General features: G+C 40.5%; 19 protein-coding genes and 1 pseudogene. 9 read left to right on the forward strand and 11 right to left on the reverse strand.

The window, feature by feature from the left end; genetic code table 11:
* Window positions 1-3: 3 nt before the first annotated feature.
* Window positions 4-129, forward strand: a pseudogene (locus ACAY00_RS01965) (hypothetical protein); the annotation flags it as partial.
* Between the two features lie 156 nt (window positions 130-285).
* Here ACAY00_RS01965 and ACAY00_RS01970 read toward each other — a convergent pair.
* Window positions 286-720, reverse strand: coding sequence for a TipAS antibiotic-recognition domain-containing protein (locus ACAY00_RS01970; protein ID WP_371376500.1), 435 nt, complete (start codon window positions 718-720; stop codon window positions 286-288).
* A gap of 169 nt (window positions 721-889) precedes the next feature.
* Here ACAY00_RS01970 and ACAY00_RS01975 point away from each other — a divergent pair, with 169 nt between their 5' ends.
* Window positions 890-1,459: a glutathione S-transferase family protein gene (locus ACAY00_RS01975; RefSeq protein ID WP_371376503.1), complete on the forward strand. Its 570-nt coding sequence runs from the start codon at window positions 890-892 to the stop codon at window positions 1,457-1,459.
* Here the strand turns inward: ACAY00_RS01975 and ACAY00_RS01980 are convergent.
* The 4 genes from ACAY00_RS01980 to ACAY00_RS01995 all read right to left on the reverse strand — a co-directional run bounded on the left by ACAY00_RS01980 (window position 1,456) and on the right by ACAY00_RS01995 (window position 5,771).
* On the reverse strand, window positions 1,456-2,733 hold the full coding sequence (locus ACAY00_RS01980) for a Y-family DNA polymerase (RefSeq protein ID WP_371376506.1): 1,278 nt from the start codon (window positions 2,731-2,733) through the stop codon (window positions 1,456-1,458). The two genes, ACAY00_RS01975 and ACAY00_RS01980, sit on opposite strands and share 4 nt — an antisense overlap.
* An 18-nt stretch (window positions 2,734-2,751) precedes the next feature.
* Window positions 2,752-3,162, reverse strand: a complete 411-nt coding sequence (locus ACAY00_RS01985) for a LexA family protein (protein WP_371376509.1) — start codon at window positions 3,160-3,162, stop codon at window positions 2,752-2,754.
* Between the two features lie 147 nt (window positions 3,163-3,309).
* Window positions 3,310-4,116: a DUF2884 family protein gene (locus ACAY00_RS01990; protein WP_371376512.1), complete on the reverse strand. Its 807-nt coding sequence runs from the start codon at window positions 4,114-4,116 to the stop codon at window positions 3,310-3,312.
* A gap of 377 nt (window positions 4,117-4,493) precedes the next feature.
* Complete coding sequence (locus tag ACAY00_RS01995; protein ID WP_371376515.1) at window positions 4,494-5,771, reverse strand: CinA family nicotinamide mononucleotide deamidase-related protein; 1,278 nt, start codon at window positions 5,769-5,771, stop codon at window positions 4,494-4,496.
* A gap of 151 nt (window positions 5,772-5,922) precedes the next feature.
* Between ACAY00_RS01995 and ACAY00_RS02000 the strand changes: the two genes are divergently transcribed.
* From ACAY00_RS02000 to ACAY00_RS02015, 4 genes are all read left to right on the forward strand, one after another.
* Window positions 5,923-6,681: a DUF4097 domain-containing protein gene (locus ACAY00_RS02000; RefSeq protein ID WP_371376518.1), complete on the forward strand. Its 759-nt coding sequence runs from the start codon at window positions 5,923-5,925 to the stop codon at window positions 6,679-6,681.
* A gap of 465 nt (window positions 6,682-7,146) precedes the next feature.
* A complete protein-coding gene (locus ACAY00_RS02005; protein ID WP_371376520.1) occupies window positions 7,147-7,812 on the forward strand; it encodes a DUF4386 family protein in 666 nt (221 codons plus the stop codon).
* A 331-nt stretch (window positions 7,813-8,143) separates the two neighbouring features.
* Window positions 8,144-8,770 (forward strand): alpha/beta hydrolase, encoded by a 627-nt coding sequence (locus ACAY00_RS02010; RefSeq protein WP_371376523.1) that lies wholly within the window; start codon window positions 8,144-8,146, stop codon window positions 8,768-8,770.
* 55 nt (window positions 8,771-8,825) lie between these two features.
* Window positions 8,826-9,077, forward strand: coding sequence for a DUF2960 domain-containing protein (locus tag ACAY00_RS02015; RefSeq protein WP_371379494.1), 252 nt, complete (start codon window positions 8,826-8,828; stop codon window positions 9,075-9,077).
* Between the two features lie 91 nt (window positions 9,078-9,168).
* On the opposite strand, the gene panC is transcribed toward ACAY00_RS02015, so the two are convergent.
* From panC to dksA, 6 genes are all read right to left on the reverse strand, one after another.
* The gene (panC, locus tag ACAY00_RS02020; RefSeq protein WP_371376526.1) at window positions 9,169-10,014 is read right to left on the reverse strand and encodes a pantoate--beta-alanine ligase; all 846 of its coding nucleotides are present in this window, start codon (window positions 10,012-10,014) and stop codon (window positions 9,169-9,171) included.
* 17 nt (window positions 10,015-10,031) lie between these two features.
* Window positions 10,032-10,826 carry a 3-methyl-2-oxobutanoate hydroxymethyltransferase gene (panB, locus tag ACAY00_RS02025; RefSeq protein ID WP_371376529.1) on the reverse strand — a complete coding sequence of 265 codons (795 nt, stop codon included), beginning with the start codon at window positions 10,824-10,826 and terminating at the stop codon, window positions 10,032-10,034.
* Between the two features lie 150 nt (window positions 10,827-10,976).
* Complete coding sequence (folK, locus tag ACAY00_RS02030; protein WP_371376531.1) at window positions 10,977-11,468, reverse strand: 2-amino-4-hydroxy-6-hydroxymethyldihydropteridine diphosphokinase; 492 nt, start codon at window positions 11,466-11,468, stop codon at window positions 10,977-10,979.
* Complete coding sequence (gene pcnB, locus ACAY00_RS02035; RefSeq protein WP_371376534.1) at window positions 11,468-12,814, reverse strand: polynucleotide adenylyltransferase PcnB; 1,347 nt, start codon at window positions 12,812-12,814, stop codon at window positions 11,468-11,470. Before pcnB ends, folK begins: the two co-directional genes overlap by 1 nt.
* Before the next feature lie 472 nt (window positions 12,815-13,286).
* Entirely contained in the window at window positions 13,287-14,207 is a 921-nt protein-coding gene (gluQRS, locus tag ACAY00_RS02040) for a tRNA glutamyl-Q(34) synthetase GluQRS (RefSeq protein ID WP_371376537.1), read from the reverse strand.
* Window positions 14,208-14,216: 9 nt separating this feature from the next.
* A complete protein-coding gene (gene dksA, locus ACAY00_RS02045) occupies window positions 14,217-14,666 on the reverse strand; it encodes an RNA polymerase-binding protein DksA (RefSeq protein WP_371376540.1) in 450 nt (149 codons plus the stop codon).
* Window positions 14,667-15,558: 892 nt separating this feature from the next.
* On the opposite strand from dksA, the gene ACAY00_RS02050 reads away from it, so the two are divergent.
* From ACAY00_RS02050 to ACAY00_RS02060, 3 genes are all read left to right on the forward strand, one after another.
* Entirely contained in the window at window positions 15,559-18,174 is a 2,616-nt protein-coding gene (locus ACAY00_RS02050) for a S8 family peptidase (protein WP_371376543.1), read from the forward strand.
* A 235-nt stretch (window positions 18,175-18,409) separates the two neighbouring features.
* Window positions 18,410-22,939: a two-component regulator propeller domain-containing protein gene (locus ACAY00_RS02055; protein WP_371376546.1), complete on the forward strand. Its 4,530-nt coding sequence runs from the start codon at window positions 18,410-18,412 to the stop codon at window positions 22,937-22,939.
* A 16-nt stretch (window positions 22,940-22,955) separates the two neighbouring features.
* The gene (locus tag ACAY00_RS02060) at window positions 22,956-24,650 is read left to right on the forward strand and encodes a response regulator (RefSeq protein ID WP_371376548.1); all 1,695 of its coding nucleotides are present in this window, start codon (window positions 22,956-22,958) and stop codon (window positions 24,648-24,650) included.
* Window position 24,651: the final 1 nt, after the last annotated feature.

A 24,651-nucleotide genomic window follows, 5' to 3' on the forward strand; every position in this document is an offset into this window, starting at 1 on the left:
CTTTGGGCGCATTTACCATACGATTTCCTAGGTTTGGTATCGAACCGTATCATCAATGAAATCGATGGTATTTCACGTGTTGTTTACGATATTTCAGGCAAACCACCTGCAACTATCGAGTGGGAATAATCGTTAATTTTGTAAGGTAAATTTACCTTTCAGACTAAATATAAAACCGGTTTAACCTTCGTTAAGCCGGTTTTTTTTATTTACTTTGTTTTACAGGTTAAAGATCGTAGGGTAAGACGGAGCCTCTATTTAGCTTCAATACTTATAGGTTTTTACTTATAGGTTTTTTTCAGCATAAGATGTCATTGCTTTAGCAAAGTGCTCAGCGGTACCCTCGCCAAACTGCTCAAATACCGCTTTTTGGTCAGCATCTTGAGTAATTGAATCGGCCATTTTGATAAAGCGCTGTTGATCTATTAATACCGACTTACCCTGTAATTTACTGTAGGCAAAATTGGTATATAACAAGTACTCACGAATGATCGCTTGCATTTCTTCCGACTCAATCTCAAACGTCAGGCAGTTGGCCACTTTGGTCATTACAGCGTCGGCTTTCTCTTTTAACGCCATGGTATCTTCTAGGCTCATTTGAGCTAATTGTTCCATACGTTCATCAACTTTTTCATCACCGATACGCGCACGGGTTTTTTGCTCTATTTGTTCTAATGCCGGATCTGATTCAAAATCTTGCGGGGTTTCTGCTTGGGTCATAATGCTCTGCCTGATAAAAAGGGGATATAAAATTAACTAAGCATTATTATATATCAAGCCACAAAGTTGAGTCATGCTTTGTTCTTATACTGTTCGATATAGTGTGTTTGCATCTTGGCATTTTGAGTTTATGATCAAATGACTATCGATTGATTAAGGTGGTCCATTTATGATTTTATATGGTTCGACAACCTCTCCGTTTGCACGTCGCATTCGTTTGTTTACTTATGCTATCCCTTTAGAATTTGTCAATATGGATGTTTTTGGCGCTGATCGTGAACAATTAAAACAAAAGAATCCAACCTTAAAAGTCCCTTTTTTAGTCGATGAAGAGGTCGTAATATTCGACTCCCGAGTGATATTTCGCTATTTGTCCAACAAGTTTAAACTCACCGCAATAACGTGGGAGTTAGAAAACAGCTTAACGTTAATCGACGCGGCCAATGATTCTTTAGTCGAAATATTGCTGTTAGGGCGTAGTGGATTTGATACGTCTGCAGACAGCCTATTTTTCAATTTACAGCGCCAACGCATTGCAAAAGTGCTAGATGAGTTAGAGCTGCAAGTACAAAATGGTGTCTTTAATGACTGGCATTACCCTGCTATGTGTCTTTATTGTTTATTAGACTGGATAGATTTTCGACAAATTATACCGTTAAATTCTTACTCAGCTTTAATCGATTTTTGGCATCGGCATCAAAACCGAGAAGATGTCGTTGCCACTGACCCTCGTCATTAGCATTGAATTTTAGGTATGTCACGCCAACGTGTGGTGTACTGGGGCGATAAAAACTGCCGTTTCATCGTCCAAGGCCTTACTATGCCTTGACCAGCAAGCTGCAAAGTCTCATTGCCATAGCGTTGGTTTATTTGATCTAAACATTGCATCAATTTTTGGTTATCGGTCGATGGGTGAAATAAGTCGTGTTGATAATGCTGTTCATCAACCAATTCTAATAAACCCACCCCACAGCGATAAAATAACACCCCAGGTTGGTATATCGTATCGGCTGCTTGAGCCGCCGCTTGACAGATATAGCGGCTGTCATTTGTTGGAATCACAAAACGCTGTAATTGGCTTTGTTTATAATAGTGTTGATCATGTGGTGAGTTACTGGCAAAAATCACCATTTGGCTGACCAAACTTTGTTGTTTACGGGCTTTTTCGGCGGCAATCGCCGCATGACGTGATAATGCTAAGCGTAATTCCGATTTTCCTTGGACTCGCTGACCAAATGAGCGAGTTGAAAAAATTTCTTTTTTATTGGCTCTTACGTCATCCCAACTTAGACACACCTCACCATTTAATTCGCGCACCGTGCGTTCCATCACCACACTAAACGATTTACGCATTAAATTTGGATTGCAGTTAGAAAGTTGCAAGGCATTTTTAATCCCCATCATGGCAAGACGCTTGGCTAGCCTTGAGCCAATACCCCAAACATCGGTAAGCGCCATTTGAGATAAAACTTGCCGTCGTTTGGTTTCACTGTCTATAACTGCAACACCGCGAAATCCGGGTAAGCGTTTGGCCGCATGGTTTGCCGCCTTGGCTAATGTAGGGGTTTCACCTATACCAACACCGATTGGTAAGCGCACTTGCTGCCAAACGGCGCGGCGAATATGACGAGCGTAATCAAACCAGTTTTCGGCTTGCGCAACACCCGGTAAACGATATTCATTAGAGGTAAATTTTAAAAAGCATTCGTCAATAGAGTAAATATGTTGAATCGGTGCAAAACGGGCGCAAACATCCATCATTTTTTGGCTTAAATCGGCATATAGCTCGTAATTGCTTGAACGAATTACGGCCCCCGCTTGGCGTAATTGTGCTGCGACTTGAAAGTAAGGGACAAATTTTTTGCCCACACCTACTCGTTTGGCAATATGACAAGCAGCACAAATACATCCATCGTTATTGGTTAAAACCACCACGGGTTTATTACGAATACTTGGATCAAAAACCTTTTCACAACTGGCGTAAAACGAATTGGCATCACATAAGGCGTACATACGCTACCTATTAATGGTTTAAACAAAAAAATCTAAATTTAATTTTCGGTGTAAGCGAATAGAGCGTACCACGACCCCTTCTATTTGAAAGTCATCACCTTCACGAATTTCGTAGGCTTGGTGGGTCGAAGAAGATGACAACAGACGATGGTTATATTTGTCGATTTGCTTACATACAAAAACGCCATTTAAGTTGGCGACAATGACATCGCCATTGCTGGCGTTCACTGAACGATCAATGACCAGCAAGTCACCATCAAAAATACCCAACTCCACCATCGACTCACCATTAGCTAAGCCAATATATGTCGCACTAGGGTGTTCAATAAGCAGTTTGTCTAAGCTGAGACCAAGCATTTGGTAATCGGCAGCTGGAGATTCAAAACCGGTGATCCCAGCTTGGGCTTTAATTGGAATAAATTTTAACATACTACAAAACCTCGATACTGTAATTATGTACAGTATTTGTTTTTTGTGCAATATATTTGTTTATATGACATGTCGCTGCAAGTTAACGAGGGTGAAAAAAAACGGAGTCTAGGACTCCGTTAAAAGGGTAGATCAAAAAAGGGGGGCTTAGTTCTTTAAGGTGATTAAGTTAAATTTAGCCAACTCATCAATGCTATTGCTCAGCTCTTGCTCGACATAATCAAGTTCTTTTAAACTGTCACATAAGGCTTCTGCTTTTGCTCCTAAAGCTTCAGCTTGTGGTTCAACCGCGGCTTCAATGTTTTCACCCATGCGTTCCATGCGCTGTCCAAAGGCTTGCATTTTTTGCTCAAAATTGCCTTCTTCGTCATTCATTGCTTGGCCGACAGCAATTAAAATATTGCCAACAGAGTCGGCAACAATCGACTCAATTTCAGCTTCTAATTCTTCTTCCATAAATTCATCAAATTCATTAAAGTTTTGTTCGGCTAAAAAGTAATTCCCATTGTCTTTGTTAAAGCGTTTATGAACTTTTTCTTTAATGCTAACAAATAATTGGTCAATACGATCCGCAGAGCTTGAATCTTCTACGCCTAATCCGACCATCACTTGAGTGACTGCACCAAATGCAATCTCAACAGCATCTAAGGCTAATTCTACAATTTCAGGTACTTGTTGCTTAATACCCGAAGCATAATCAGAAACTAAAGCTTGTTGAGCTTGATTTAAACTTACTTCTTTACCATGCACAAATAGTTGGCTTAAATCGTTGATTTGAACAAGAGTGTTATCGTTGTCGATAAAGCGAATATTTTGACCTTCAACCACCACACCATAGTTAAAATCAACGGCACAATGATCATTACTAAAAGATGCATTGTGATCTTCGTGAGCGAATACCGACGAGGTAAATAAAATGGTGCTGGCGATACCTGCAAAAATGATCTTTTTCATAACCTGACTCCGTGAACATACACTTATTAATTTTTGTTAAAACATGGTTAAAATAACTTAGAATAAAAATAGCAATAAGCTTGCCATGTTTTTAAGTTGTTGTTATTAAATGTATTATTAGTTTTTCATGATGTTTTAGCTATTTCGTTTTTGATAAAGATGCCAATTGTTGGCGTAACTGACTAAAAAGTAATTAATACTTTAATATCGCTGAGTCTGGTTATGTGGTTATGTAATTATGCAGTTATGTAATACGACAACTCGCTCAGTTGCTTGGGCAAGCGCGCAGCCGTTATACAATCTGGGGCTAGCAGGAGAGGTCGTGTTTAACCAACAGGTTAAACACGCTTGCAAACGTTCTTGCTGATGATGTCGAATTAACGCTTTTGACGTTCGATGACATACCTTGGTACGTCATTGTCGTTAAGAATAAAGCGGCGCAATAAATCCAAACCTGCTGTCGCAATAAATTTTTGAAAATATACTCGCTCAGCAGGGAAAAATAACTTTTGAGTGCGGATCTCATCTCGACTTCCCCAAGCTAGCCAAACCGTGCCGACCGGTTTTTCTTCACTACCACCACTTGGCCCCGCAATACCTGAAACAGCAACACCAACATCGGCATGACTGCCGTTTAGTGCCCCGATTAGCATTTGCCTAACCACTTCTTCACTGACCGCACCGTGACCAGATAAGGTGCTCTCTTCTACGCCTAATAGTTGTGTTTTAATTCGATTTGAATAAGTCACATAGCCTGCTTCAAATACATTTGAACTGCCCGCAACACTGGTGATCAGCGATGCGATCAAGCCACCAGTACAAGACTCCGCACAGGTCATGGTTTTGCCTTGTTGCTGTAACAAATTGACTAAGGTAGCTGGCATATTTTGCTGAGTTTCTGATACCACATGTTGACCTAACAGGGACTTTAAGTTGTTAAACCATTGCTTTCTTAGTTGTTCATTGGTGTTATCTCTGGTGGTGAGTTTAATTTCCAGTAACGGCATTGCAGAGCGAAACCCTAGCTCGATTTGTTCGGGCCAATTAGGGTAAGACTCGTTCACCATTTTTTGTACCCCAGATTCGCCCATACCAAAAATAGTCAGCTTTTTGGTGATGGTGCGATATTCTTTGGGCAGTTGAGCGGCAATTAAATCTAAAATACTGCCTTTGAGCATGCTTTTAAGCTCTGGTGGAACACCTGGTGTGCAAATGATCTGACAATCATTGTGACGTATCCAAAAGCCAGGCGCACTGCCAATAGGATTGTCAATGATTTCACAGCCAGCGGGTAAGATGGCTTGTTTTTTATTGGGCTCTGAGAGCTGATAGTTTCGCTTTTGACACCATGCCTCTAATTGCGCGTATGCTTTTGGATGTAAGGTTAAAGGGCTGTTGGTAAGGCGTGCTAATGCTTCGCTCGTCATATCGTCAACTGTTGGGCCAAGACCACCATTAACAATTAAAATATCGCTTTCCTGACTTAAGCGTTCCATTTCACTGACCAACAGATTAAGGTGATCACCAACGGTCGACTTACGGTGCAGCTCAATACCTAAATCTTTTAATTGTTGTGCAATATATACCGAATTAGTATCGACGATATCACCACTCATTAATTCATTTCCGGTGAGCAGTAACTGAACGTTTAACATAGACTTCTTCTCTTTTTAGGGTGCTAATGTCATAGTAACGTGGAAAAATAAAATTAAGAACAGTATTTTTTAAACCTTTTTCATTAATGCAGCATCTCAACTAACAACAAAACAATTTAATGAAAACATTTTTGGGTTAAGGGCGTAAGTTATGAATACATTAAGTAAATTATCCGTCATCTTGTTAGCCACTGTCGCTTTACAGGCTAATGCTAAATTTTATGATACGGTTGAATATGCATTTGGCTTAGAAGGTAAAGGTCAGCTGGTATTAGAAAACGTAAATGGTGATGTCGATATCAAAGCGTGGGATAAGAATGAAATTTTAGTAACAGCCGAAATCACGGCTAGCGATGAAGAAACGCGTAAGCGCATTCAAGTTAAAACCAAACAAGTTGGTGATAAGGTCAGTGTTGAAACCGACTATGAACACGGTGAAGGCTGGGGTCGCCACAATAACATTAATGGCAGTGTCGATTATACCGTGATGGTACCCGCGGACGTAAAATTACGTGATATTGATTTGGTAAATGGCTCCTTAAAGGTGGAGAATGTATCGGGTGAATTAAATGCCGAAGTCGTCAATGGTTCCGTTACCGCAACGGGGTTAGCATCCGATGTTGAAGTCGACTCAGTAAACGGCAAGGTCGAATTAACGTTTGCTGACCATGCCAGCAATATCGATGTAGAGGTAGAAACCGTAAACGGTGGGATCAGAATATACGTAGCAGAGGGCTTTGGTGCCAAAATTGAAGCCAGCACTGGTAATGGTTCAATAAAAACCGACTTTGGTTTACGCGGTGAAAAAGGCCAATACTATGGCACCGATTTAGAAGGCCAATTTGGTGATGCCAGCTCCAACCTAGAACTTGAAAGTGTGAATGGCTCCATTAAAGTCTTGAAAAAATAACTCGTCATAAGCTTTAATTCAAAGTCTCTTGCCAATAGCAAGAGGCTTTTTTATTGTCTTAAATAAATCTTTGAGCGACGAGGAGGGTGAGGCAGTAATACCAATCCCAATAATTTGTATACGCCCATCTACTTCAAGTTACCCAGTGTATAACAAACCCTTTTATAGTAATGGCTTATAAGATATATTGTACATATATCAAAATAAAGAAGAGCATAGTTTTGCTAGAAAAATACGGGATTATCTCACTATTAATTAGTTAGATGGCAAGACGTTTTTATGACACCGGAAATATAAGTGATATTAATCTTGAACCCAATGGCTTTTCTTATCTGCTGCTTAAAAAAGACATTCTAACGGAACATTATCGCTTCGCTCGCGCTGCACACATTTGAGCCTAACTGTATTATGTGGTTTAGCTTAGCGTTAGCTTTCTCAATATGCACATAACAAGGAGTTTATATTTTGAATAATTTACAAAAAATAGGGGGGATTTCCGCTCTTTTTGAAGCCATTATTTACGTATCTGCATTTGTGTTTTTTGGGGCGTTCTGGAACTTTCCTACCGATGCCGGCGCGATACAAAAATTTGCTTATTTAGCGGAAAATCAGCTTATTCTGTCTATCGTAAATCTTATTATGTACGTAATTTTTGGGATTCTTTTGGCGGTATTGGTGTTGGCTATTGATCAACGTTTGAAACGTCATAACCCCATCCTTTCGCAACTCGCTTCAATATTTGGTGTTATTTGGGTGGGCTTAGTGATTGCGAGTGGGATGATTGCAAATATTGGCTTATCTGCCGTTTTGGAGCTATCAACGCAAGACCCAGAACAAGCGATGACGGTCTGGCGGGCTATTTACTCAGTTGTTGAAGGTTTAGGTGGCGGCAACGAAGTTGTTGGCGGGTTATGGGTTGTTTTGTTAAGTATTGCCGCTTTAAAAGCGGGTGCGCTTTCTAAAAAACTTAATTGCTTCGGACTTTTTGTTGGTATTGTTGGCATTCTTAGCGTTTATCCTGCTCAAATGCTGACCGAAATTTTTGGTCTGAGCCAAATAGTATGGTTTTCTTGGTTGGGCGTAGCCATGCTTTCAAGTGATAAAAACGAATACGCCAATAAAAAGGCGTAAACCCGTTGGCTTTTGCGTCTTTGTTGCTAGTTCTAACCGACTTTGTTTAACTCATTTTATTTAATCAACGGTATTTGTTCTATTAATATGGCGCTTTGTTTGATTGGTATCACCTGTAGAAGTATTCAAAATGTTTAAGCTTGCCTGTTCCATTTTTTGGGCGGTTAAACTCGCCAATCAAAACACCCTATATCGACTGCTTTTTACTGCATTGAGTTTGATAATTTCATCGTAACTACTCTTATTTGTCTTACTTAACCGTTATACTAGGCGCAAAGTGTTAAAGAGAAAATTTAAGATGTATTTACCTTGTGTGGAAGTTGAACCTAGCATGACAGCAACCGCTAGTGTTATTTGGCTGCATGGTCTTGGCGCCGATGGTCATGACTTTGAGCCTATCGTGCCAGAATTAAAATTAGCAGAATCGTTGCCGATTCGATTTGTCTTTCCTCATTCACCGAAAATCCCCGTGACCATTAATGGTGGCATGGTGATGCCTGCTTGGTACGATATACTTGATATGAGTATTGAGCGCAAAGTTGATAGTGAGCAATTAGTGCAATCGGCTGAGGCGGTGCAAGCGTTAATTGAACGCGAGATTGAACGTGGGATCCCAAGTGATCGCATTATTATTGCAGGATTTTCTCAAGGTGGCGCCGTAGGGTATCAGGCGGCGTTAACGTTTCATAAGCCATTGGCAGGCTTGTTGGCGATGTCGACCTATTTTGCTACCAAAGATAGCATTGTCATAGCCGAACAAAATAAAGACTTAAACATTGCGATTATGCACGGCAGTCAAGACCCAGTGGTGTCTCCTATGTTAGGAGAGCAGGCTAAAGCTGAATTGGAAAAACTTGGTTTTACACCAAGCTACCAAACTTACCCAATGCCTCACTCGGTATGCTTAGAGCAGGTATTAGAGATTGGTAAATGGCTTGAGCAACGCTTCAGCTCGTAATGATTTAAATGACAACGGTGACACCGTTGTTGGACAACAGAGGGTAAATGCCAATATGGCCAGACAAGTCACCTATGTTTACCAAGGTAAACGCAAAACCATTCCTTTTTCGTTCAGTCGTTTTCGCGATATGTATGAAGCGGCAGCCGCGGCTGAGGGGGTTGATATCAAGAGCTTTCTAGCAATGGAACAGCAACTTGAAATGACCTCAAGAGGTCAAGGCATTATGAAAAACTTTCGTCAAAAAGAGTTTGCCCGAATGGGATTTAGTGACATTAAGTTTTTACGCGAAGAAGACGAATCCTAATTTAGCAACCCCATGAGAGGGTTAGCTATTAGGCTTTGTGAACACAAAAACGGGATCCAGCGATCCCGTTTTTTATTGGCTTGTTTAAATGCTAAAGAAAGACTTGCAGGTTATCAATGAGTCTCGCTTTACCGCAGTGGGCTGCAGCGAGGATCACCAATTCTTTGTCGTCTTTAGTTGCCGGTTGCAACGTTCTAGCATGACAAACATGAATGTAGTCGGTTTTCATCCCTGTGTCGTTAATCATCTGTGCCGCCTGCTGGCTTAACAGGGTAAAATCTTTACTTACCAACAACTGCTCTTTTAACCATCGAAGACTTTTATTTAGGGCGGGCGCGATCGCTTTTTGTTCTGGGGTTAAATAATTATTACGTGAACTCATGGCTAAACCAGAAGGTTCTCGCATGGTTTCAACGGAAATAATCTCAATGGGCATCGACAAGTCATCTACCATGGTGCGGATCACTTGCACTTGTTGATAATCTTTTAAACCAAAACAAGCGCTGTCGGGTTGCACTAAATTAAATAATTTACACACCACGGTTGCAACACCACGAAAATGACCCGGTCTTGACTCACCACAGTAACCTTGCGATACATCGGGTACTTCAACATAGGTTTGTTGGTCTAAGCCTTTCGGATAAATAATTTCAGGTGTCGGGGTAAACAGTAAATCAGCGTTCGCAGCAATCAGTTTTTGTTTATCGTTATCTAAAGTTCTAGGATAAGAATCAATGTCTTCGTTCGCGCCAAACTGCATAGGATTGACAAAAATACTGACGACAACTTTATCGGCATGTTTATGGGCTTCTTCAACGAGAGAAATATGGCCCGCATGCAAATTTCCCATGGTCGGGACAAAGCCTATTTTTAGACCTTGTTGGCGCCATTGCTGGATTTGCTCTCGCAATGGAGAGATTGAGTTTACCGTGTGCATAATCAAAGCCTATATAATTACTGAAAGCTGTGTTGTTCTGACGGAAATTGTCCGCTTGAAACGTCATTCATGTAAAGCTCAACGGCTTGGCGAATGTCGCCGGTTTCAGCTAAGAAGTTACGAGAAAACTTAGGGATTTTACCAAATGAAATTCCTAATGCATCGTGCATAACCAAGATTTGGCCGTCGGTTACATTGCCTGCACCTATACCTATTACCGGAATAGAGACCGCTTGTGTTATGGCTTTAGCAAGTTCGGTTGGGATACATTCGAGTACCAGTAACTGAATTCCAGCCTGTTCCAACTTTTTCGCATCTTCAATCATTTGTAAGGCTTTCTCGTTGTCACGGCCTTGTACTTTAAAACCACCAAAAACATTGACTGACTGTGGTGTTAGCCCTAAGTGACCACAAACAGGCACACTGCGCTCGACTAAGCCAGCAATGGTGTCAAATAACCATTCACCGCCTTCTACTTTCACCATGTTGGCGCCCGCTTGCATAAGCTTGGCGGCATTGGCAAAGGCCTGTTCTTTGGTGGCGTAAGACATAAAAGGCATGTCGGCGATTAGTAAGGTCTTTTCGGCGCCACTACGCACACAGCGGGTATGGTAAGCGATATCATCAACCGTAACAGGGATGGTATCGGATTGTCCTTGTAATACCATACCTAGAGAATCACCAACTAACATGACGTGCATACCCGCATCATCAAAAATCTTGGCGAAGCTGGCGTCGTATGCGGTAATGGAGGAAATTTTTTTACCCTCATCTTTCATTTTTTTAAGGGTACTAACGGTTATTCTACTCATATCTATTCTGCTTTTATCTGTCTATGGATAGCGGTATTGATTTGTTGCTAACGATAGTTTCGTCAAACGAATCAAGCAAATGACCTTACAATATGGGCTAAAGTCTCTTGCTGATTCAATAAATGCCGCTACAGTGTCATAAATTTGAGATCAGTGCAATTGACCTATAATAACTAAGTCGTTTTCAGGTAAGTCGGCTTTAAGCTCTGTTACCAACGTGCCATCGGGTAAGGTCAAATTAGGACTGATTTCTGCCAGTGGGTAGATCACAAATTCCCGCACTTTCATCCCATAATGAGGGACGGTTAATCGGGGCGTGTCGATAACTAAGTTATCGATTAATAATATATCTAAGTCTAAAACTCGTGCGCCCCAACGCTCTTCTTTTCGTACTCGCCCTGCCGTTAATTCGATTTGCTGCAAATTATCGAGAAGCTCAATAGGGCTAAGTTTTGTTTCAACCTTGGCGACTGCGTTCATATAGTCAGGTTGATCTTGTGGCCCCATGGGTTTACTGGCGTATAAAGAAGACACCTGAACTAAGAGCGTTTGCTCGATTAACGTTAGTGCTTCAACCGCCTTTTTTAATTGCCGTTCAGGCTCAACCAAATTACTGCCTAGGCCAATGTAAACCGTATGCATTAGGACTCTTTGCTCCGAGGTTTTGGGCGCTTGCGTTGTATTCTTCTGCGACCAGTACGAGGGCCCTTTAAGCTTTTGATCATTTGCTGTTGGGTTTCATAGTTGGCGCTTTGAAAATGGGTCCACCAGTTCGCAAGCTCTTCTGTTTCACCACCTTCAACTTGGCCCCGCAATAATAAAAAGTCGTATGCGGCCCGAAATTTAGGGTGTTCAAGCAATTTTAATGCACGATTGCCATCGCGTCTAATAAGGCGGTGCTGAAGAACAAAAATGTCTTTCATTGGTAACTGAAAGCGTTTTGGAATGGCAATACGTCGTTGTTGCTCAGCCATAACTTCATTTAATGCGGCAAAAAAAGCATCCTGAATAGGTAGAGCCTCTTTGCTGACTAACTGTTGTTTCATTGCTTCAATGTTGTACCAAAGCACAGCAGACAGTAAAAAGGCCGGTGTAACGCGCAAACCTTCATTAATTCGCTTGTCGGTATTTTTTAATACCAGTCTGACAAATTGCACGGCTTGGGCATCAGGAGATTGAGCTACGATTTGACTGATATGCGGAAATAAGTAAACCAGCAATTTATTTTGCTGTAATACGTCAAAGTTGGCTTCTGCTTTGCCGGCCATAAAGAGTTTCAAATATTCTTCAAACATTCGCGCTGGCGGAATGTTTTCGAGCAAGCTCGCCAATTGGGTGATGGGTTCGGCTGTGCTCTTTTCAATTTTCATATCTAATTTAGTCGCAAAGCGAATGGCCCTAAGCATACGTACCGGATCTTCTCGGTAACGCGTTTCAGGATCGCCAATTAAGCGAATTTGACGACGCTTTATGTCTTCTAAGCCGTTGGCGAAATCGTAAACTCTGAAATCTTTTACCGAGTAGTAAAGAGCATTAATGGTGAAATCGCGGCGTTCTGCGTCTTCTTCTATTGAGCCGTAAATATTATCTCTAAGTAACATCCCATGCTCTGATTGCTTGGAATGAGCCGTTGCTTTCTTTTCGTCGGCGGTGGCGTGGTGGCCCCTAAAAGTGGCAACTTCAATGATGTCTCGGCCAAAAACAATATGCACTAAGCGAAAACGACGGCCAATGATCCGGCTGTTACGAAATAGCTTTTTAACCTGTTCTGGGGTTGCATTGGTGGCAATATCAAAGTCTTTCGGGTGTTCGCCAAGTAATATGTCACGCACTCCACCACCAACAAGGTAAGCTTCAAACCCACCCTTGTTTAAACGGTATAAGACTTTTAGAGCATTCTCACTTAGTTCTTTTCGAGAAACGTTATGCTCTGAACGTTCAAGTATTCTTGGTGTGTTTACGGGTGAAGCGTCGGCTTTTCCTAACATCGATTTTAAAAACCTGATTAATGCGTTAATAATTTTTTCCTCGTGATACCAAAATTGAGCAAGCAATCAGCCTGTCAATAATGCAGATTTCACTTGAAATCTTAGTCGGTATTTTATTGATAACGAAAATTTGGCTATACGTTAGCAAAATACCGAGTGTTGTTATGTGTTTATTGTTGCCCCAATGGTTACGTACAGCAACCTATTGGGTCATTTCATCTACTTATTTAACGGCCTAAGTGGCTTTTGAACGAGCTCTTTAGGCGATGAAATTGCTGCTGTTGGCACCTTTCGTTAAATTTTCAACGGTTATATTTTGTTGTCTTAGCCAAAACTTAACACGCTTTGTGTCCATAGTTTAGCGGAGCTACTAAATTTAGGCGGCAATAATAGCCGAAAGTGGTCAAAAAGAGAACGAAAAAGCAGATTTAAATCCAATTAAATCATTATATAGCAAGTCATTATAACGACATTATTGATTTTCTAAGAAAACGATTTCGCGTTGCTTCGGCAATTTGTTTGGATCCCAATGGCTAATGCCCCAATCAATAATGTGTGCCACTGACAGATATTTCAGTTCTTCAGGTGGTTGCTGACCCAAAAAGTGTAAGGCCTGCCATAATGCCGGTTGTGGATTGGCATTGTTGATTGCGGGGGCAAAGTTTTGTTTGCTCAACTTCCTGCCTTCTGCGGTAATGGCAAGAGGTATATGAAGATAACTTGGCGCTGTTTGTTTAAATAACCGATATAGCGTCAGTTGCCTAGCGGTAGGTTCGAGTAAATCACAACCTCTAACAATATGATTTATTCCTTGGGCGATATCATCGGCGACAACCGCAAGTTGATAGGCAAATAACCCATCTTTGCGATGAATTATAAAGTCCTCTTTTGCAAGGTTTACATCGACCTCGACCAAACCCTGCAAGCGATCATTAAAGTGAAAAATTGGCGCTTGATTGACTAACCTTATCGCACTTCCTGCTCGAGGGTGCTTTAACGATTTACAGTGTCCTTGATAGATCCCGCCGATTTTTTTTATATCGGCGCGAGTACATCGGCAATGATAGCTATGCTGATGACTGGCAATTTCGGCCAAAAGCGTTTCGTAATAATCGTTTTGATTGCTTTGATATAAGACGTCTTCATCCCAATGCAAACCATAAGCGTCTAGCGTTTGTAAGATGGCATCGGCGGCCCCAGGTTGTTCTCTGGGAGGATCGATGTCTTCAATACGAACCAGCCATTGACCTTGGTGGTGCTTAGCATCTAAAAAACTGGCTAGGGCTGCGAGCAATGAGCCAAAGTGAAGAAAACCCGAAGGTGAGGGGGCAAAGCGGCCGCGATAACAAGTATCGGACCGCTGAGGTAAGCAGTTGTAAGGAGGGGAGTCCATTACAATGAGTTAGCCTGCTAATTGACGCTCTTTGATTTCAGCGAGGGTTTTACACTCGATACATAAATCTGCTGTTGGTCTTGCTTCAAGGCGTTTGATGCCTATTTCAATACCACAAGCGTTACAGTAGCCGAAATCTTCTTCTTCAATAAGTTGAAGCGTTTTCTCAATTTTCTTGATTAACTTACGTTCACGGTCACGTGTGCGCAGTTCAAGACTGAATTCTTCTTCTTGTGCAGCGCGATCAACCGGATCTGGGAAGTTGGCTGCTTCATCTTTCATATGAGTAACAGTGCGGTCGACTTCTTCCCGCAATTGAACACGCCAGGCTTCGAGAATTTTCTTGAAATGCTCTTCTTGAGCTGGGTTCATGTACTCTTCGCCGTCCTTTTCAACGTATGGCTTAACACCGGCCAATGCTAAAATTCCGATTGCTTTATTTGTTTTGCCTGCTGGCATGCCGAATCTCCTAATACAACCTAATTCGATAAGCGATATAAAATAATTGAGTATCTATAACAGATTGGGTTACTGGAGGCAATAAAATCACCACCATAATGTGTAACTGTTTGTCTCATTTGTTTCAAACTCGCTATATGAGGTCTGGCAACTGATTTATCAAGGTTCAAAATCACTTTATAGCGAGATTATTTTAAACGACGATAAATATGGCATTGAAATTAGACAATTACAATAAGTTGGCAGATAAAGAATAATCCTTAAAGTAATGCACTTACATTCACTGGTTTGATTTATGTAAATTACGTTACTGTGCATTGCACAGATCATTGCGCAAATCAGTGTTTGCTAGATTGCAAATTAAGAACCAATGCATTAGGTTAATGAGCAAAATATATCTAGCGTTTGTTACAGAATCAATTCAGAAACAAAAATAGTATAAAATTCAGTAAAATAAGATAGTTATTCGCCTTTAGGGGCATTGCAAATAACATCAAGAGTTGGCAGAATGAATGACTGAACTGAGTGAGATTTTGCTAGTTTAAACAAGCAAGAGGTCATGAAATACGAGCTCTATCATGTTAATAATGCTTGTAACTTGGTGTTTAATTAGTTCACCTTTGAAGGTTAATTAATCGAGTTTTACGCATTAATAATAAAAATAAAAAGAATCGCTTTGGCATTATTATGCTTCTATCAATTCTGATCTCGTTACTTCTTTCTCACCTCGTTTTTTGGTGTTTTTTCCGTCATTGTTGTTGGTATTTGCTAAATCGACGTTAAAAACAATATTCAAGCGTTAAATAAGTACTCAAAAACAATGAATGAGAGCTTTTAGCCATTAAAGTGGTACTTGCTTGAATAAAATGATTTTAATCAAAGGAAAGGAAATATGCAGTTAAACATGTGGAAATACCCAACAAACAAGCGAACGATAAGGACGATATCTATCGTAACCTTGGTTGTTTTATCCGTTTTTATGTTTATGTGGAAAGCGCAAGCCCAAAAACATGCAGAAACAAAGACCCTGATTGTTCAAGGCGCGAGCCCTAAAGCGATGATCGAAACCATTGAAGGTGTTGGTGGTGAAGTCCTACACACGTTTAAGGTGATTAATGCGGTCTCTGCGGTGCTTACCAAAGAGCAACAACAAAAGTTAAAAGAATCGGCTCCTTTACTCAGTTTCTTTTCCGACTCAAAAGTTGAACTAAATGACTTTGCTGCCGTTAAAAAAGCGAAACCATTAAAATTTAAATTATCTTCATCCGAAGTAAGCTGGAAAGCCTCACTGAACGAGAAAGTTGTTGTTGACGCAATTGCCTTGTCTTGGCCAAAAGCGAATGGAAATTTATCAGAGCTTACAGTCAATGATGTTGATATTACTCTTGTTCCGACTATGGGTGGTTTTAGCCAAACATTGGCTGAATACACCTTAGCACCAAGCAACCTATTAAAAGTTGAATTGGCATTTGATGATATTTCCAGTGTTGATGAAAGCGATTATGCGATTAGCGTAACCTTAAGTGACGGTCAAACCATTGCTTTAGAAGCTGAGCAAACGTTGGTTAAGCGTGGAAAAAATCGTGACACCTATGTGGCCTCGCAAACACGTGCAAATGAAGCACATTTTCAAGGGGTAACCGGTAAAGGTGTGACTGTTGCAGTTATCGACAGTGGTTTAAGCTCATTTAAACAGATCAGCAAAAACAGTGAGAATAAAGCTCGCAGCATTTTCACCTACAATGCCATTGATGGTAGTGATGATGTAACCGATGAGTTTGGTCATGGTACTCATGTTACCAGTCTTATTGTTAACAGCTCACAAAAATACTTAGATTCTAAGAGCAAGACCAATAGCTACAATGGTGTTGCGCCGGATGTAAATCTATTAGCGGTAAAAGCGTTTGACGATAAAGGCTTAGCAACATACGTTGATGTTTTAAAAGCGATTGATTACGTTGTCGCGAATAAAGATGGGTTAAACATTAAAGTGTTAAACTTATCGTTTAGCGCACCACCAAGCTCATTTTACTGGCAAGACCCAATCAACCAAGCATTGATGGTTGCTTGGCAAAATGGGATCACTGTAGTGGCATCTGCGGGCAACCGTGGCTCAGATGATATGACCATTGGCGTGCCAGGAAATAACCCATACGTAGTGACTGTTGGCGCGGTGTCAGATAACTACACACCTTATGACTACAGTGATGACTTTTTAACGACTTTCTCAAGTGCAGGGCCAACGATTGAAGGTTTTATTAAACCTGAAATTATTGCACCAGGTGGTCATGTTCAAGGCTTGTTAAGTGATGACAGTTATATTGCCCAAAACTTTGCTTTGTACGACACCGGAAAAGATTATTACGAAATTTCAGGTACATCTCAATCGACGGCCCTAACATCAGGTATTGCGGCTCTATTGTTGTCGGCAAATCCCGAATTAACGCCAGACTTAGTGAAATGTCATTTATTAGACTCAGCGAAATTAATGGTTACTGAAGAAAAAGGTCTTGCCTTTAGCTTATTCCAACAAGGTCGCGGTGTTGTTGATACCATGTTGGCGCTAAAAGCCGATAACGAACATTGTATCGACAACAGCCAAGCTTTGGCACTAGAGATCGCTAATGAAGAACATTATTTAGGCCCTGTGGAATATAATGCCGAAACAGGAGAACACTACTTACCGGGTCTTGAGGATCATGCCTGGGATGGGGTTTACACCGACGGTACCTTATGGGGTAAGGTTAAATACCTTGCGAGCGATGGCACCTTATGGGGTAAAGTGAAATACGTTGAAGCCGATGGCACTTTATGGGGTAAGGTAAAATATTTAGAAAACGACGGCACTTTATGGGGCAAGGTTAAGTATATTGATGCTGACGGCTCATTATGGAGAGAAATACAACACCTTGAAAGTGACGGTACTTTATGGGGTAAAGTTAAGTACTTAGAAGCGTCGGGTACCTTGTGGGGTAAAGTCAAATATGTCGAAACAGATGGCACTTTATGGGGTAAGGTAAAGTACCTAGAAAACGATACATTCTTGTGGGAAAGCATTAAAGATGTAGAAACCAGTGGTTCATATTGGGGACAAGAGAAAGTATTTGATATTGATGGTTCTTTATCTGGCCAAGTAAAGGTTTTCGAGACTGAAAGCGTACTTTGGGGCGAAGAAAGTTTCATCAATACTGCAGGAACTCTTTGGGGTAAAGTAAAATACATACAGGCTGATGGCACTTTATGGGGCAAAGTTAAGTACGTTGAAACAGATGGGACTTTGTGGGGTAAAGTGAAGTACCTTGGCACTGATGGCACGTTATGGGGCAAAGTAAAGTACCTTGATGCCGATGGGACATTGTGGGGTCGAGTCAAATACCTTGAAGCTAATGGGGCTCTTTGGGGCGATGCTGAAGATACTATGGTTGGCGATGGTTCCTTGTGGGGCAAAATGAAAAGCAATCAAGTTGAAGCAGCAATTATTGAAGCGAACTTGGTTGACCCAGAATAGACCTTTATAAGCGGCTTTAAATAGTCATTTAAAATATTGTAATATTTAATTAAACCGGAGACTCGTTATCTCCGGTTTTTTTTGTTATAAATGATGTAATTTGAAACGCTTAGTCGTATTTATTACACAATAAAATGTAGGAAAATTAGTGTCGTATTGCCTATCTTTGTTTAAACCTCTTAGATTTAATTTTACAGCTTGCTTTAACACCTTAAAAAAATATCAGTATCAATCTGTGGCTGGTTTTATCTTGTCGATATTGCCAACGTTCTCAGGTTATGCTGCTCATGACTCAAGGCAGGACAGTACGATTGAGCTTTTACAAGAGATTCAATTTTCAAATCTAAATGCAGATAAACTGCACTTACACCCAACGATTTATGCAATTACACAAGATGCTGCAGGTTTTATGTGGTTTGGCACTCAAGATGGGTTATTTAAATACGACGGTAACGAAGTAAGCCAAATTGGTAGTGACATCGGTAAACCGGGAAATTTATCCAGTAATTGGGTTAACGATTTGCATTCTGATCGCGAAGGTCGCCTGTGGGTTGCTACGCGAAATGGTATTGGCCTTTATTATCCTGAAGAAGAGCGATTTAGGCTGTTTAATCGCAATACTCATCCAACCAAATTCTTGGGGTTGTACTACTCCAGTATTGCTGAAGATCCCGAAGGCAATCTTTGGTTTGGTAGTGAAGAGCATGGTCTTGTACTATTTGATTTAAAAACCAACCAATTCTCTACTTTCTTAACCAATAGTAATGACAGCTCTTCTTTGAGCAGTAATAAAATATCTGATTTGGTTTTTGATTCAGTGGGCAATTTGTACATTGCCACTCGCGATAATGGCATAAACGTTAAATTAAAAAACCGACATGATTTTCTGCATTTTAATGCATCTAGCGACATTGCGATTGCGGGTAATAATATTCGCAAGTTGTATATGGACTCGAGGGGAATGCTTTGGGTTGGAACTGCTGAACATGGCCTGTTTAGCTTTGATTTAAAACAAGGGATAACGCAACACTTTCAGCATGACAGGCAAAATCCACAAGGCATTTGTAGCAACAGTATTTCCGATATAGAACAAGGCCCTAACGGGAACCTATGGTTAGCAACAGATATTGGTCTTTGTCAGTTTTCAATTCACAAGCAAGTGTTTAAACTGCATGAACACGATAATAGCAGACTGACCAGTTTACAGGATAATCGAGTACGGGCGGTGTATAAAGATGACGGTGGGGTTATCTGGGTTGGTACCGATAATGGGGTCAGTAAATGGAATGCATCTTTACAGCTATTCACCCATGTCAGTAATCAGTTAGGGGTTAATCTATCTAATAATGTAATCTCGTCTTTTGCCCAAGCAAAAGATGGCAATATTTATGTCGGCACTTGGGGCGGAGGGCTTAATTTAGTCAATCCTAATAGTTTGCATACAACCAATAGCGCAAGGATAGAACTGCTTTTTGACCATACTCGTGACAAGCACATTGGCAGTTTATTTGTTGATAGTAAAGATAATTTATGGGTAGGCGCTGCCTTTGATGGCCTGTATTTGCAGCCGACTAACTCACAAGATGTTGTTCACTTTACTCGCGATAGCAGCACAAACAGCATCAGTGCCAATAAAATCACCAGCATTAACGAATTAAACGATGGTACCATAGTGATATCTACCTATGGGGGCGGGGTTAACTTCTATCAACCGGAAAAAGGTTTTACCTATCTAAAGCACGATCCTAATAATGTAAATTCCTTATCAAGTGATTGGGTTTATAGCGTCACTGAAGATGAAAAGGGGTTATTATGGATCGCAACCGAAAATGCAGGTGTCGATGTTTACGATCGAAATACAGGCAAGTTTCACCATTTAATCAAGTCAAACCACAGCGAAGATGTTCTGCAGAGTAACTCTGTTTACTCCATTTTAAATACCAAAAAGTATTTGTGGTTCGCCACTCAAGATGGCGGTATATCGCGTCTTAATAAGCAGCGTTATTATCAAGGAGAAGTAGCGTTTTCTCATGTTCGTCAAGGGAATGGGGTACGCATTAGTTCGGCATACGGTTTGCTAGAGGGCGAAAAAGGCTTTATTTGGGCCAGTCATGGTAATGGCATCAGTCGAATTCATCCTGAAGATTTTTCGTTAATAAACTTTAGCGCATCGCATAACTTACAAGGCAGAAACTTTAATGCTGGCGCCGCATTTAAAGGAACAAATGGACAGATGTATTTTGGTGGCGCCAATGGTTTTAATATAATCAATCCGCATCAAATACCAATCAATAATTACAGCCCAAAGGTTCGCCTAACCAAGTTTAGAAAATTTAATGAACCCGTACCGATTAAGTCGGTATTAAACAAAGAAGGGCATTTGGTGCTCGATTATTCCGACTCGGTTATTGGCTTTGAGTTCGCAGCTCTGGATTTCACCGCACCAGAGAATAATCAATACAAATACCAAATGTTAGGGTTGTCCGATCGCTGGATAAACTTAAATGAAAACAGAATTACCTTTTCCAACTTATCCGCAGGTGAATATCAATTGGTGGTGAAAGGCTCAAATAATGACGGTTTTTGGAGTGACGAAAGCCTCGTCGTTGATATTTTTGTAAAACCACCCGTGTGGCAAACCTGGTATGCCTATAGCCTTTATGGTTTCGTGTTGTTGATGATAGTGTTGGCAATGTTAAAGCGAAGCCGTCGAAAAGCCAACGAAAATAAGTTATACCAGCAACGATTAGAGGATCAGGTTAAGCAAAGAACCGCAGATTTACAAGAGGCTAATGATAACCTCGCCAATGCCATTATTGAAACCGAATCAGCTAAAGATATTGCCGAAAAAGCAGCCCAAGCCAAAGCCGACTTTTTAGCCACCATGAGCCATGAAATCCGCACCCCAATGAACAGTATTCTTGGGATGAATGAATTATTGCTGAAAACCAATTTATCAGAAGTGCAAAAGAAATATGCCAATATGGCGTTTAGCTCAGGCAAAAGTTTATTAAGGCTGATTAATGACATTCTCGACTTCTCCAAAATGGAAGAGAATAAAATTAGGTTAGAAAATGTCAGTTTTGATTTACCAGCATTAATAGATGAATGTGTTTATTTATTACAACCTCGTGATGACAGCAGATACGTCGAAGTTAAAGCGCAAATTGGCCTTAATTGTCCAACCTATATTAAGGGCGATGTATTAAGATTTCGCCAAATCCTAAATAACTTATTAGGAAACGCCATTAAGTTTACTCATCAAGGTAGTGTGTGTGTGTTTGCTGACCTTGAAGATTCGATGTTGGTACTTAAGATAATCGACACAGGTATCGGTATTGAACAAGAAACCCAAGAAAATATTTTTAAACCTTTTGAGCAAGCAGACAGCTCCACAACCCGAAAATTTGGTGGCACGGGATTAGGTTTAAGCATAACCAAACGTTTAGTGGAATTAATGGACGGTAGCATTTCAATCTCTTCGGTTGTCGGGGAAGGAACGACCTTTACCATTAAAGTCCCTATTGAAATAGGCCACAGTGCTGACGGTAAAATACAAGGTAATGAAGCTGAAGGGCGGTTAGATCTCGATTTGGATGTTGTTGCCAAAGCCAATGTTGCTCTTATCACTTACGATCGAGCCGTAATAAAGCAGGTTAAGCATAGCTTGCAAAAATTAAAATTGAATTATCAGCAAATTAATAACAGTGAAAGTATCACCAAATTTTATAAAAACCGCTTTCATGATGTGTTATTAATCGATGCCGAAGTCTTAAGCCAATTGGATTGGCAATTAAAGATGGAGCATTTGCATCAGCGTATCATTTGTTTGTATGACGATAATGATGAGATTAATCCAAAAGAATATTCAAAGATTCGGTTCATTCAAAAACCCATTCAATTAGCTGATTTATATGAGAGCTTAGCTGAGAAAGTATCGTGCCACCAAGATGACACTCTAAAAGAGGGAGAGCAAGTCATCCAATTTAATGCCAAGGTGTTATTGGTTGAAGATGCCTATACTAACCAAATAGTCGCGACCGAAATGCTGGCGATGTATGGTTGTCAGGTTGATATCGCCGAAAACGGTTCGTTGGCTCTAAAAATGGTGCAAGACAAACACTATGATCTGGTCTTTATGGATTGTCAGATGCCGGTAATGGATGGTTTTGAAGCGACTCGAAAAATACGCCTATGGCAAGAAGTTCACAACCAACCTCCGGTTCTTATTATTGCGTTAACCGCAGGCAAAGGGGTTGGTTATTTAGAGGAATGTTTGGGCGTAGGGATGGATGATTTTATGCTTAAACCATTTAATTTCGGCCAAATGGAAGAAATTCTTTGCAAGCACATTCCTAAATTACAAGTGAAGCTAACTCAGACGTTAACCCCTGCTCAAAAATCGATTGAAGCGTTACCGACGCATGAGTTGATTGATCAGGAAGGGTTAAATGCGATTTTTGATATTGAAAAAATTACCGGTAGAAATGTATTTCCGAAAGTATTCGCAATGTTTCGTACCGAAATGCAAGGTAAATTACCCGATATAAAACAACATTATATCAATGGGGATAGTGATTCTGTATACCAGTTAGCGCATGCTATGAAGTCGCTGTCAGCTAACGTAGGTGCCAAGAGATTAGTCGATTTATGCCAATCAATAGAACAAGCAACGTTTAATAACGATTTGATGCAATGTGCGAATGAGATTGAGTTATTGTCTTCTTGTTATGAAAAAACAGTCGCTCACTTAGTTGAACTTTAAGGAGGAAGAGGTACAAATGGATTATGTAAAAGAGGTTAACAAGAAAAAAATCCTTGTCTGTGATGATGACCCAACCCACTTATTGTTGATGCAAGAAGTCTTAAGTGCGGATGGTTTTGACGTTATCTGCGCCGCCGACGGGGTATCTTCGGTGTCGCAATATGTTTTGCATAAACCTGATATTGTATTGCTGGATGTTGAAATGCCTGAGAAAAGTGGTTTTCAGGTGTGTAAAGAGATTCGCAACACTGACGAGGGGGAAGACATTCCTATTTTGATGATAACAGGGGCTGGCGATATTGACTCAATTGCTAAGTCGTTTGACGTTGGGGCCACAGACTTTTTACAAAAACCAATCAAATGGCCAGTGATCAGTCACCGAGTCGCCTATATGTTGCACTCTAGCCAATATGTTTATGATTTAAAAAATACTCAAAGCCGATTAAATTATTTGGCTTACTTTGACTCCCTTACGGGACTGGCAAATAAACAAAGCTTATTAAAATATATGCACGCACGTTGGCAATCTCGCCAAGTCGGTGAAGACCCAATGAGTATCGTTACGATCCAACTAGGTTTTTTAAACAGTGCTTATGCTGCATTGGGGCCATTAGTTGGTGATAAGCTTATTCAAAAGATGGCTGAAATATTAAAATCGTATTTATGCGCAAAAATTTCGGTTAACAATGACGCTTTTTGTTTGTCTCGAAATAGTGATGACGAGTTTATATTTTGCCTACCAACCGAGTCTGTTGATAGGATTAAACATTTGCTAGATGACCTATTATCTTTATTGGCAACCCCCGTTCAGGTTGATGACTATCACCTTTATCTTACGCCCAGAATAGGTGTGGCGGTTACCAGCGATGAAGTCTTTGATCCTGAAAAACTGCTGTCACGTTCCTTGATCGCCAGTAAACAAGCTGAAATAAACCGTTATCGTATTTATTCAAAAGCACAAAAAGAGCAATTGTTGGTACAACTGAGTACGGAGCAAAAAGTTCGTAAGGCCTTGATTCAAAATCAAGTGGGTTTTCAATTTCATCCGATTGCTAACCACAGCAATAACGCTATTGATTATCGCCAGTTACAAGTCACTCATATTGGTAATGAGGCTTTTAATGATGCGTTTGACGCTGTACTTAAGCAAGGCGTAACGCCGTATTTACAAATTGATTTCTATGATTGGAAGTTAAGGCGCTTAAGCGAATGCTTCGAGCAATTGTTCGCTTTATTCGACCAAAAGGTCAAAATACTTCTGCCCATTCCCTCTTATGTGTTGAGTTCTGAACGGGTGTTTAAAAAGCTTGAGCAGTTATTTAATCAACATCCACAAGCTCAGCATCGACTTATTGTTCAAGTTCTATTGGACACGAATATTAACGATGTAAAAGCACATTGGGAAATCACCCGTTTATGTCAATTCGTGCCTTGCGTATCGTTATTTTATGCTCAAAATAACTTGCAACAGATGAACCGAATTGAGCACGCAAAAATCGATTCGATTAAAGTGAGTTTATCGGCGTTAAAAACCTTAGATAATGCGCAATTAAGCAATTTTATAGATAATTTTTGCAATAAAAAAGTCGCTGTCATTGTCGCGGATGTCGACCGACAAGGTGATTGCGAAGATGCCAAATCTTTGGGTTTTGAAATGTTGCAAGGAAATGAGATATCCAAACAACACGGTGTGATCTCATTTAACCGCTAAG

The organism is Thalassotalea sp. 273M-4 (assembly GCF_041410465.1).
GTDB classification, from domain to species: Bacteria; Pseudomonadota; Gammaproteobacteria; order Enterobacterales; family Alteromonadaceae; genus Thalassotalea_A; species Thalassotalea_A aquiviva.